At 71.4% G+C, this 11449-nt stretch carries 10 protein-coding genes; 2 read left to right on the top strand and 8 right to left on the bottom strand.

Going from position 1 to position 11449, the window contains the following annotated elements; translation table 11 throughout:
- Nucleotides 1-173: 173 nt before the first annotated feature.
- The gene (locus tag GA0070562_RS00370) at nucleotides 174-1034 is read right to left on the bottom strand and encodes an Fpg/Nei family DNA glycosylase (protein ID WP_091413345.1); all 861 of its coding nucleotides are present in this window, start codon (nucleotides 1032-1034) and stop codon (nucleotides 174-176) included.
- Nucleotides 1035-1058: 24 nt separating this feature from the next.
- On the opposite strand from GA0070562_RS00370, the gene GA0070562_RS00365 reads away from it, so the two are divergent.
- Nucleotides 1059-2309: a glycosyltransferase family 4 protein gene (locus GA0070562_RS00365; RefSeq protein ID WP_091413342.1), complete on the top strand. Its 1251-nt coding sequence runs from the start codon at nucleotides 1059-1061 to the stop codon at nucleotides 2307-2309.
- 113 nt (nucleotides 2310-2422) lie between these two features.
- Here GA0070562_RS00365 and GA0070562_RS00360 read toward each other — a convergent pair whose 3' ends face one another.
- The 4 genes from GA0070562_RS00360 to GA0070562_RS00345 all read right to left on the bottom strand — a co-directional run bounded on the left by GA0070562_RS00360 (nucleotide 2423) and on the right by GA0070562_RS00345 (nucleotide 5432).
- On the bottom strand, nucleotides 2423-3145 hold the full coding sequence (locus GA0070562_RS00360; RefSeq protein ID WP_091413339.1) for a CDP-alcohol phosphatidyltransferase family protein: 723 nt from the start codon (nucleotides 3143-3145) through the stop codon (nucleotides 2423-2425).
- Entirely contained in the window at nucleotides 3120-4187 is a 1068-nt protein-coding gene (locus GA0070562_RS00355; RefSeq protein ID WP_091413337.1) for an iron-containing alcohol dehydrogenase family protein, read from the bottom strand. The genes GA0070562_RS00360 and GA0070562_RS00355 overlap by 26 nt, the downstream gene beginning before the upstream one ends.
- A complete protein-coding gene (locus GA0070562_RS00350; RefSeq protein ID WP_091413335.1) occupies nucleotides 4175-4906 on the bottom strand; it encodes a phosphocholine cytidylyltransferase family protein in 732 nt (243 codons plus the stop codon). The genes GA0070562_RS00355 and GA0070562_RS00350 overlap by 13 nt, the downstream gene beginning before the upstream one ends.
- A gap of 70 nt (nucleotides 4907-4976) precedes the next feature.
- Nucleotides 4977-5432 carry an NUDIX domain-containing protein gene (locus tag GA0070562_RS00345; protein ID WP_225853087.1) on the bottom strand — a complete coding sequence of 152 codons (456 nt, stop codon included), beginning with the start codon at nucleotides 5430-5432 and terminating at the stop codon, nucleotides 4977-4979.
- A 112-nt stretch (nucleotides 5433-5544) separates the two neighbouring features.
- Here GA0070562_RS00345 and GA0070562_RS00340 point away from each other — a divergent pair, with 112 nt between their 5' ends.
- Nucleotides 5545-5937 (top strand): CBS domain-containing protein, encoded by a 393-nt coding sequence (locus GA0070562_RS00340; protein WP_091413331.1) that lies wholly within the window; start codon nucleotides 5545-5547, stop codon nucleotides 5935-5937.
- 99 nt (nucleotides 5938-6036) lie between these two features.
- On the opposite strand, the gene GA0070562_RS00335 is transcribed toward GA0070562_RS00340, so the two are convergent.
- From GA0070562_RS00335 to GA0070562_RS00325, 3 genes are all read right to left on the bottom strand, one after another.
- Nucleotides 6037-9123, bottom strand: coding sequence for a malectin domain-containing carbohydrate-binding protein (locus GA0070562_RS00335; protein ID WP_091413329.1), 3087 nt, complete (start codon nucleotides 9121-9123; stop codon nucleotides 6037-6039).
- 188 nt (nucleotides 9124-9311) lie between these two features.
- Nucleotides 9312-10355 (bottom strand): glycoside hydrolase family 26 protein, encoded by a 1044-nt coding sequence (locus tag GA0070562_RS00330; RefSeq protein ID WP_091413328.1) that lies wholly within the window; start codon nucleotides 10353-10355, stop codon nucleotides 9312-9314.
- A gap of 144 nt (nucleotides 10356-10499) precedes the next feature.
- Nucleotides 10500-11432 (bottom strand): sulfotransferase family protein, encoded by a 933-nt coding sequence (locus tag GA0070562_RS00325; protein ID WP_091413326.1) that lies wholly within the window; start codon nucleotides 11430-11432, stop codon nucleotides 10500-10502.
- Nucleotides 11433-11449 lie beyond the last annotated feature (17 nt).

Raw genomic sequence — 11449 nt, 5'->3', positions numbered from 1 at the left:
CCCCGCGAAGAAGCCATGCCGTCGGTGTTCGGTGAGATCTGGCCGGCTCCGAATCAGTTGTGAAGCCGGGGACCGAGCCACTATACCGATGGATGACGGCTCGGGTAGAGGGGCGGACCGGACCTTCGGTGATCGCGGGTCGATTCCGCTCGGTAACCGGCGAATGCCATTACTCACCGTACGAGCCGGGACAACCTTCGGTCAGCCAGCGGCTTGCCGCCGGTCTGACAGGTGGGGCAGTACTGGAGGCTCGAATCGGCGAACGAGACCTCCCGTACGGTGTCGCCACAGACCGGACACGGCAGTCCCTTGCGGGCGTGCACCTTCAGCCCCGAGCGTTTCTCGCCCTTCAGTTCCGCGGCTCGCTGCCCCATCGACCGGCGTACCGCGTCGCCGAGCACCGTGCGTGTCGCCGCGTGCAGACCGACGAGCTGGTCGTCGGTGAGCCGGTCGGTGATCGCGAACGGCGAGAGCCGCGCCGCGTGCAGGATCTCGTCCGAGTACGCGTTCCCCACCCCGGCCAGCACCGACTGGTCGGTCAGCACGCCCTTCACCTGGCCCCGGCGGCTGCGCAGCCGCTCGGCGAATGTGGGCAGGTCCGCCTCCAGCGCGTCCGGCCCGAGCTTCGCCACGCCCGGCACCTGCGCCGGATCGGTGACCAGGTAGGCGGCCAGCTTCTTCTGGGTGCCGGCCTCGGTCAGGTCGAAGCCGGAGCCGTCGTCGAGGCGTACCCGCACCGCGATCGGGCCCTTGCCGGGCCGCAGCGGGGTCGCCGACGGGAACGCCTCCCGGTAGTGCAGCCAGCCCGCCCGGGCCAGGTGGACCACCAGGTGCAGTCCCTCGTCGAACCGGACGTCCAGGAACTTGCCGTACCGGCCGGCGCCGGCGACGGCGCGGCCGGCGACCGCGCTCGGCGGCGGGTCGTACGTCTTCAGCGCGCTGATCGCGGCGACCTCGAACCGCTCGACGCGGCGGCCCACCGCACGCTCGCGCAGGTAACCGGCGAGCGCTTCCACCTCCGGAAGTTCGGGCACGGTACAACGGTAGCCTTCTTTCCCGTGAGAATCGTGGTGGCGCACAACCGGTACCGGGAAGCCCAGCCCTCCGGCGAGAACACGATCGTCGACGCGGAGATCGCCCAGCTCACCGCCGCCGGCGTGGAGGTGCTGCCGTTCCTGCGCAGCTCCGACGAGATCCCGTCGATGTCCAGGCCGGCCAAGGCGCTGCTGCCGATCTCGCCGATCTGGGCCCCGAAGGCCCAGCACGACCTGGACCGCCTGCTCACCGAGCACCGGCCGGACGTGTTGCACCTGCACAACCCGTACCCCCTGCTCTCGCCCTGGGTGGTGCGGACCGCGCACAGGCGCGGCGTGCCGGTGGTGCAGACCGTGCACAACTACCGGCAGGTCTGCTCCTCGGGCCTCTACTTCCGCGACGGCGTGATCTGCCAGGACTGCCGGGGGCGGACGCTGGGCGTACCGGCGATCGTGCACCGCTGCTACCGCAACTCCCGGGCGCAGAGCGCGCTGATGGCGACCACGCTCGCCGTGCACCGCCCCACCTGGAAGTCGGTGGACCGGTTCGTCGCGCTCACCACGGCTGTGGCTGATCATCTGCGCGACTACGGCATCCCGGACGAGCGGATCGTGGTCAAGCCGAACGCGGTACCCGACCCGGGCACCCCGGCGCCGGCCGGGAACGGATTCCTCTTCATGGGGCGGCTCAGCCCCGAGAAGGGCCTGGACCTGCTGCTCTCGGCGTGGCGGCGGCACCCGGTGGGCGCGCTCGGCCCGCTGCGCATCGCCGGTGACGGCGAGCTGCGCCCGCTCGCCGAGGCGGCCGCCGCCGAACGGCCCGACGTGCACTACCTGGGCCAGCTCGACCGCTCCGGGGTACGCGCGGCGCTGGCCGACAGCTCCGTGGTGCTGGCCACCTCCACCTGGCACGACGTGCTGCCCACGGTGATCATCGAGGCGTTGGCGGCGGGGCGGCCGGTGCTCGGCACCGCGCTCGGTGGCATCCCGTACCTGGTGGGCGCGGACGGGCCGCGGGAGCCGGCCGGCACCGGCCCGGCCGAGGTGGCCACCGCGGCGCCGGGCGACGGGCGGGTCGCGTTGCCCTCCGGGGTGCAGCGCGGCGAGGCCGGCTGGGTGGTGGCACCGGAGGTGGACGCGCTCGCCGCCGCGCTGCCGCTGGCCGCCGCCGAGGCACCTGCACTCGCCGCCGCGGCCCGGTCCCGCTACGAGCGCACCTTCCACCCCGACGTGATCACCAAGCGCCTGATCGACGTCTACGCCTCGCTCACCTGACCCCGCGTCGATCTTGCACTTGCGGCCCCGACAAAAGGGGCGGAACTCCCTCCGGAGGGGCGGCAACTGCAAGATCGACGGGGATGGCGGGCGCGAAAGAGGGCGGGAGGGGTTCAGCGCAGGGAGGCGCGGGCGGAGAACGCGATGCTCGCCAGCAGGAAGCCGCCGTTGACCACAGTGAACGCGACCATCAGCCAGAGCGCCAGCGCGGGCGCGAAGGCCAGCACCAGGCCGGCCACGAAGATCACCGCGCCGTAGTCGCGCACCAGCTTCACCAGTCGTACCGGGAGCGAGGTCGAGGTGACCATGCTCGCCGCGTTCGGCCCGGACTGCATCACCGAGGTCACCAGGTTGACCATCCAGGTGCCGGCGAACACCGCCACCAGCCAGACCGGCGTGGACGGGCGCTGCGCCACGGCTGTCGCGCCGATGGCGGCCACCAGCGCGATCTGGGCGGCCACGTCGCAGAGCACGTCGATCCGGGCGCCGGCCGCGCTGCCCTGACCGGTCACCCGGGCGAGCTGACCGTCGGCGCAGTCCAGCGCGTACGCGATCTGCCAGGCGACCAGGGCGACCAGCCCGACCACCCAGGCCGGGACGGTGCCGGCGGCCACGTCGTCGGCGAGCGCCACCACTGTGACCGAGGCGGCCAGCCCCAGCACCAGGTTGGTCAGCGTCAGCGCGGTCGGGCGCAGCCCCAGGCGCTGGGCCGCAAGCGCGAAGGCCGCCCCGATCCACTGGCTGATCGACTCGCTGAACAGGCCACCTCCCCGGTTGACCCGGTGGAAGTCGGCGACGGTGGGACGGGGCTCAGCCAATGTGGTCGCGGAGGGCACCGGCGTAGTCTGCCAGCCGCTCCCGCGTCTCGGTAGCCGACATCGCGAGGTGTTCGAGGATGGTGTAGCGGTCCGGCCGGGTGGCCGGTGCGAACTGCACCGCCTCCACGAACTGGTCGTCGGTCAGCTCGACCTCGGCGGGCAGGCGGGGCAGCCCGTGCCGGGTCAGGCAGGCCGCCATCTCGGCGAACCGGCGCTCGTCGCCGCGCAGGTACGTGCAGAACAGCGCGCCGAGCCCGGCCAGCTCGCCGTGCGAGGCGGTGCCGGGGAACAGCGCGTCGATCGCGTGCATGATCTCGTGGCAGCCGCCGCTGCACGGCCGGCTGGTGCCCTCGATCGCCATCGCCAGGCCGCTGGAGATCAGCGCGTCGGCGAGCACCGTGACGAAGCCGTCGTCGCTCATGTCGCCCGGGTGGTTGAGCACCGCCTCGGCACCGGCGCGCGACAGCGAGGCGGCCAACCCGTCGACCCGCTCACCGCGTACCCGCCGGGCCAGTTCCCAGTCCGCCAGTGCGCTGATGTTGCTGACCACGTCCCCGACGCCGGCCCGGTTGTGCCGCTCCGGCCCGGCCTCCACGAAGTCCAGGTCCACGATCACCGCGATCGGGATGTGCACGCCGTAGGAGCCCTTGAGGCCCTCGGTGATCAGGCTGGCGACCGGGGAGGCGATGCCGTCGTTGGCAAGGCTCGTCGCCACCGACACCATCGGCAGGCCGCGCCGGGTCGCGGCGTACTTGGCCACGTCGATGGTCTTGCCGCCGCCGATGCCGACCACCGCGTCGTACGACCGGGTGCGCAGCTTCGCCCCCAGGTCGTCGGCGGCGTCGAGCGTGCCCCCGGCCACTGTGAACACGTCGGCCGAGCGCAGCGACGGCCGGATCAGCTCGGCGATCCGCTCGCCCTGCCCCGGCCCGACCACCACAGCGACGTCGCCACCGGCGGAGATCCGCCCGTCGGAGAGGATCGCCGCCAGGTCGGCCACCGCGCCCCGCCGCACGTCGATGTGCAGCGGGGTGAGGACGCTGCGGGCTAGTAGCGGCACGCGATCTCCCGCGCCCGGGCCAGATCGGCGTGGTTGTCGACCTCGACCCAGGAGACGTCACCGATTGGTGCCGCCCGCACCTCGCCACCGCGCTCGGCGAACTCCTGGTAGCCGTCCTCGTAGTAGAGGTTCGGGTCACGCCGCCAGGTCGCCTCCAGCGCGTCGGCGAGCGGCACCGCCACCTGCGGCTCGATGAGCGTCGCGCCGATGTACTCGCCGTACGCCTCGCCCGGGTCCATCAGCTTGGTGATGCGGGTGAGCTGGCCGGCGGCGTCGAAGGTGGTCTTCATCTCCTCCTCGGCCAGCGGCTTGAGCGTGTCGACGGCGAGCAGGATGCCCGGGCCGCGCTCGGCCAGCAGCGTCTTCTCCACGCTCACCGGGTGCACGGTGTCGCCGTTGACGAGCAGCACGCCCCGGGAGAAGTGCTCACGCGCCAGCCAGAGCGAGTACGCGTTGTTCCACTCCTCCGCCTTGTCGTTGTGGACCAGGGTGAGCGTGACGCCGTACTTCTCCTCCAGGGCGGCCTGGCGCTGCCGCACCGCGTCGGCCGCGTAGCCCACCACGATCACGACCTCGTTCAGCCCCACCTCGGCGAGGTTGCGCAGCGAGATGTCGAGGATGGTGGTCTCCCCGTCGACCGGCACCAGGGCCTTGGGCAGGGTGTCCGTGTACGGCCGCAGCCGGCGCCCCGCACCCGCGGCGAGCACCATCCCGATCATGCCGACACGCTCCTCTTCTCGACCCGATTCCACCCGGCGAGGATATCGTCGGCCACCGGCCCGCAGTGGTTCAGCCCGTCAGCCCGATCGAACGCAGCGCGGCGAAGCCGTCCTCCGCGATCCGCCGGATGAGCCCGTCGTTGACGTCCCGGTGCTCGTCGAGCAGGGCGATGTCACGTTCGGCCAGCCAGCGGAACTCGGTGTGCTTGCCCTCCTCCAGCCGGGGCCGGCTCAGGTCGCCGTCCACCCGGATCAGGAAGTCGGTCTCCACCCGGGTCAGCCCGTCGTCGGCGGTGTACCGGTATTCGCCGACCAGGCCGAGCACGTGCGACACGGCCCAGCCGGTCTCCTCGGTGACCTCCCGGCGCAGCGCGTCGTCGATCTCCTCGCCCGGCTCCAGATGGCCGCCGACGATGTCCCAGCAGTTCGGAAAGAGGCGCCGCTCGGGGGACCGGCGTTGGATGAAGATGCGGCCGTCGTCGTCGACGATCAGCGCGCCGGCGCAGCGGAGGGGCTCGGTGGGCACCCTCCGACAGTAGCCATCCGCGCCGTCTCCGGCGATGCCCGTCCTTGTCCCGGTACGCATCGAGGGCCCACCATGTCCGTACTCAGTCGCCGTCCCACAGGGGTGATGTGTGATGCAGGTACGGGAAGCGATGTCCAGCGAGGTACTCGTGGTCGGGCCGGAGCACACGCTCCGGCAGGCGGCCCGGATGATGTCGGCCCGCGGTGTCGGGTCGGCGGTCGTGATCGACCCGGACTCCGAGGGGGTCGGGATCATGACCGAACGCGATGTGCTGAAGGCGATCGGAGCCGGGCTCGACCCGGATGTCGAGCGCACCGGCGCACACCTGACCTGGGACGTCGTCTACGCCGGCCCGGACTGGACGGTAGAGGAGGCAGCCGCCGCGATGGCCCGCGGCGGGTTCCGTCACCTGGTCGTGCTCGACGGGCGGGAGGTGGCGGGAGTGATCTCGGTACGGGACCTGATGCGGGTCTGGGCGGGGCAGCACGCGCCGACCCGGACCTGATCCGGTCCGGCGCGACCGGCGCCGGAGAAAGGGCGATGGCCCGGCCGATATCGGCCGGGCCATCGTCGTCATGCGTTTCGTTTCGGTCGTGCCCGCCCGTCAGGGGCCGACGAAGACCGAGGTGCCGCGCCAGTCCACGTCGTCGACGCCCGGACCGCTGCGCACCGTGGCGGAGCCGGTCGGCACGCCGTCCGACCACGCCATCGAGGACAGGTTGCCGGTGCTCCGGGAGACGACGTAGAGCTTGTCGCCGTCCAGGAACAGGCCGCCCGCGTCGGCGAAGGCGGTGGTGCCGGTGACCGTGTTGCGCTCGGCGCCGACGGTGCCGGTGTCCGGCGCGAACCCGCGCCAGAACAGCGTGCTCTGACCGGCCAGCGAGTAGTAGATCCGGCCGCTCTTGTAGAACATCGCGGTCACGTTCGGCAGCTCCGCGGCGAAGTTGCCGGTCATGCCGGCGTACGTGGAGCCCTCCGGCGCGGAGCCGGTGACGACCGTGTCCCACTTGGCGTCGTGGTACGGGTCGAGCTTCTTGGCGGTGCCGAACTCGCTGCCGTCGAACGAGCGCTTGTAGAGGTCGCCGCCGACGCCGTAGAACAGGTCACCACCGACCCAGAACGCGCCCTTGATCTTCGACCAGCCGGTGTTGTCGCCGTTCGGCACCGACATCGCGTTGCCGACCGAGGTAGCACCGTCGTACGTGCGCTTGGTGATGCTGTCGACGGTGGTGGCCGGCGGCACCGGGGGCAGCTTGACGATCTCGATGCCCTGCACCAGCGGGTTCTCCAGGACGCGACCGAAGTCGATGTCGATGTTGCCGTCACTGGTGATCGGGAACGCGCGCATGGTGCCCCGGTTGGTGGCGCCGATCGCGGCGATCGGGTCGAAGTTGCTCAGCTTGACCACGCCGTCGATGGTCACGTTGAACTTGCGCTTGCCGGCGGTGGCGGTGCCGGCCCAGCGGTTCGCCAGGTAGAGACGCACCTGCACCGGCGTGCCGGCCGGGACCGGGAAGTCCCACTGCATGTCCGGCGCGGGCGACTCGTCCCACCGCTCCGCGTTGAACAGCTCGACCGGCGTGCCCGACGGCACCGTGCCGTCGAGCGAGGCGTTCGTGGTGTAGCTGGTCACCTGGTTGCCGGCGTTGTGGTAGGTGCTCGGCGCGGCGGCGGTGTCCGCGGCCCAGGCCGGGCCGCTCGGCGCCGCCAGCTGGTCGCCACCCGCGTTGACCCGGTAGAGCACGTCCGAGGCGTCCGGCGTGGGCGCGGTCTTGACGATCTCGATGCCGTGCAGCAGCGGGTTCTGGAGCACCCGGCCGAAGTCGATGTCGACCACGCCGTCGCTGACCACCGAGATGGACTGCATGGTGCCGCGGTCGGTCCCGCCGGCCGCGACGACCGGGTCGAAGTCGTTCAGCTTGAGCACGCCGTCGACGCTGACGTCGAACTTGCGGGCGCCCGGCTTGCTCGTGCCGGACCAGCGGTTGCCCATGTAGATCCGGACGTCGACCCGGGTGCCGGCCGCGACCGGGATGTCCCACTGCATGTCCGGCGCGGTCGCCTCGTCCCACCGCTCGGTGTTGAACAGCGTGGCCGGCGTGCTCGCCGGCACGGTGGCGTCGAACGTCGCGTTCGTGGTGTAGCTGGTGACCTGGTTGCCCGTGTTGTGGTACGGGCTGGGCTCGGTGGCGCTGTCGGCGGCCCAGTCCGGCCCGCCGTCGGTGGCCGGGATGGCCGGACCACCGGCGTTGACCCGGTAGAGCACCTCGGTCTGCGCCGCGCGCCCGGCCTGGTAGACGTTGCCCGGCAGACCCTTCGTGCTGGTCGAGTGCGGGGCGTTGCCGCCGTCCAGCGGGAAGAAGGCGAGCCGCTTGCGCTGGTAGTCGAAGTTGCCGATGTACTCCTGGTCGCTGCCCATCCAGAGGCCCTCCGGGGTCACCAGCATCTCGGTGACGCCGTAGCCGCGCGGGTGGCGGCCCGGGTTCCAGGACAGCGGCAGGCCGCTCACCGGGTCGAGCGCCGCGATGCTGGCCCGCGGCACCGCGCCCGGTCCGGCCTTGTCGCGGGCCAGCGGGTTGTTCGACCAGCGGAAGTGACCGCCGACGTAGATGGCCTTCTCGCTGATGCCGACGGAGAGGAACGTGTCGCCGCCGGAGAAGTTCGTCCAGGTCGGCTTCTGGCCGTCGCCGGTGGCGTCGGTCTCCCAGCGGGCCGCGGAGTCGCAGAGCGTGCCGGGGTACGACGCGCCGGTGGTGACCACCACGAAGTACTTGCTGTCCGGGGAGAACTGGATGTCGCGCACCCACGAGTCGAACGCGGCGTACTTGCAGGCCGCGGAGTAGCCGTCGGTGTTCCAGTCGGCGATCGTGGCCGAGCTGGCGCCCAGGTTGATCCGCACGATCTGGTCGTGCACCACGTCGTCGGCCTTCTTGAAGTTGCCGATCACGACGAGGTGCTTGCCGTCCGGCGAGACGGTGAACTTCTCCACGCCGACACCGGCCGAGGCCCCGTTGTTGGTCGGGGTCCAGTTGTGGTGCTCGGTGAGCGACACGGTGAGGTAGTCGTCTACCGCGCCGGTGGTCGGGTTCAGCGAGGCCAGCCCGTTGCGGTTGGTCGTCGCGGTGACGGTGGTGAAGATGCCGCCGACCAGCAGGTGGCCGTCGACGAGCGCGATGTCGTTCACGGTGCCGTTGAACGCCGGGCCCTTGAACCCGTCGACGGGGGTGCCGTCCGCGACGTTCAGCAGCGCCAGCTTGCGGAAGTTCTTGTCGCCGACCTTGTTGAACTTGCCGGCGACGTAGACCGTGCCCGGGGTCGGGCCGGCGATGACCGCGGTGACGTCACCGTCGAGCACAGGCGCGAACGCGTTGTCGATCTTGCCGGTCGCCTTGTCGAAGGCGAGCAGGCCGCGGCGGTCGACCGGGGTGGGTGAGGAACCCCGGTTCTGCGCGTTGGTGAACGAGCCGCCGACGATCACCTTGCTGCCGGCGTCGTGGATGGCCACGACGTTGCCGTCGTTGATGTTCGGCGTCTTGTCCGACGGCACCTCGCCGACCATCGTGCTGTGGTCGGGCGCGGGCGCCGTGGCCGGCGCGGCGAGCGCCGGCACCGGTGTGAACAAGGTGGCGATGCCGAGTACGGCAGCGCCGAAGGCGGACACCGAGCGGTGTCTCAGGATTGAGGAAGCCACAGGCTACTCCGGGGGGAAACGTCGGAGGCGCTGCGATCGTGGTCGGTGCCGACGTGAGGCGGGGCGTCACTCGACCGACCGCAGACGTGAGAGCAATACCTTCTCGCATTCGGCCGTCGCCCGTCCACCCGGGTTCGGCCTTTTTGGCCGAGGAAACGCCCCGGGTCACACGAAAAGACGAGCGACGATCACCTGGGGGACACGGAGGGTGTTCCTCCGGGAACACTCAGGTCCGGCATCGGTGGCTGGAAGTACGGATCGGTCGCCATCTCCCGGAAGACCTGCTCGCTCTCCGGGTCGTTGCCGAACGTGCTGTCGTAGATCGGCTTCTCCGTCTGCCGGGCGGCGAAGTAGACAGCCGCCTTGATCTGCGGGTGCTTCTTCAGGTACGGCCCGACCTCGCGCATCCACTCGGCCCGCTGGCCCGGCCGCCCGTCCTGGGTCAGGCCGTACTCACCGATGATGACCGGCCGCGGATGCTTCTTGGCGAACGCCATGAAGTGGTCCATCCGGTTGGAGAAGCTGTTCCACTCCGGGCTGGGATAGACGTCCGCGCAGAGCCAGTCGACCTGGTCGTCGCCGGGGTAGTAGTCAGCGGCCCGCCGCTGCGGCTCGGCGAACCCGTCGGCGTGCGGGCACCACACCCAGCCCGCGTTGGTGACGCCCATCTCGGTGAAGATGCCGCGGACGTGCTTCCAGGCGGCGACGTAGTCCTCCGGGGAGTGCATGCTCGCGGCCAGGTTCGGCCGGTCCATCTCCCACCGGTAGCGCAGCAGCACCGGGACGCCGAACTCCTTGACGTCCTTCGCGCGCTCCCGGATCAGCGAGTCGTAGACGCCGCTGACAGTGGACCGGGTGTCGGTGCCCTGCCACGAGATCATCTGGAGCTTGCCCTGCGCCTGGAACGCCCGCTCGGTGGCGCCCGGGAACGGCTCGTTCCACTCGTGGAACATGTGCGCGATGGCGAGCTGGCCGCCGGCCGCCCGGTTGAAATCGTCGAACGCCGTGGCCCGCCCGCTGGCGTTGTGGAACCGCGGCTTGACCCAGGTGCCGAGCCAGGCCCCCTTCTCGGGCGGCTCCGGCCCGCGTCCGGTGGTGCGGACCGGAGCGGTCCGCGGCGTCACCGTCGGCGGGGCCGGCGCGGCAGTCGTCTCCTCGCCGGACCGTTCGGAGCCGATGTCACAGGCCGCCACCGCCGGTGCCAGCAAGGCCAGGCCCAGCACGGCAGCCATCGTCAGTCGTAACCGTCGTACCACCGCAACCTCTCCCCAGGACGGTCGCCGGCCACGGTATGGGGGCCCTGACGAATCCGCGTGGGCGGAGAGGCACGCCGGGCCGGGCGGGCGACCCCTGGCACTCTACCTGTGACGCGGCGCTCAGGTGGGGTAGCCGAGTTGCGTCAGCAGCGGCCCGGCCTGAGCCATCACGTCGGCCAGATCCTTTTCGGTCAGTCGCTTCCGCCAGCGCCCCACCGAGCCCGGCCGCGCCTTGGCGAAGCGGGCGTGCAGCGCCTCCCGCCCGGCCGGGTCACCGACCTCCAGGAAGTCGGCCACGACCTCGGCCGCCTCGGCGGGGCGGGTGACGACATCCTCGTATCGCAGGTGCCGCACCCGCTCCGCGGGCAGCTCGGCGAGCTGGGTGAGTGCGCTGCCGGTGAACCGCCGCCACATCCAGGCCGACCGGCCCAGGTCGGAGACCTGCGTGAACTCGTCGCGCCGCTCCGGCTCCACCCAGAACCGGGGCGCGGCGCCCCACGGCGTACCGCCCCGCCCACTGCGACCGGTGCCCGTGGACGCGGCGTTCAGCCAGGGCTGCTCGGCGTGCGACACCGCCACGTCCCGCCCGTCCCGGTAGACGTGCAGGAAGACCGCGTCCGGGAAGACCTCGGTCAGGAACGGCACGATGAAGCAGTTCTCCGGGTCCTTCTCGGCGAACCGCAGGCCGCCGTGTCCGGAGGCGGCGAGCAGCGCGCCGTAGTAGCCGCGGAAGTAGCGCGCGGCCCGCTGCGGCGTCCAGCTTCCCTCGTAGACACAGCGGGCGACGGCCTTGGTCAGGCGCGGTTCGAAGTGGTACGACACGTCCGGCAGCGCGCCGACGCAACTGCCGAGGAACGTGGTGCCGGAGCGCGGGGCGCCGAGGATGAAGATCGGCCGCTCCACCTTCAGGGTGAGCCGGCGGCTGCCCCCCTCCACCGGCCGTTCCAGCTCGCGCCGTTCCTTGCGGTCCGCCAGCAGGCCGACCGCGGCGAGCTTCGCGGCCTTCACCGTGGACAGGCCGGAGTGCGGGGCGAGGGGGGAGTCGCTTGTCATCGAAGGTCCCATCGGTG

The sequence above is a fragment of the Micromonospora tulbaghiae genome (genome assembly GCF_900091605.1).
GTDB lineage: Bacteria > Actinomycetota > Actinomycetes > Mycobacteriales > Micromonosporaceae > Micromonospora > Micromonospora tulbaghiae.
The sequence above is the reverse complement of the archived record's forward strand: the minus strand, read 5'-3'. Positions and strand labels throughout refer to the sequence as shown.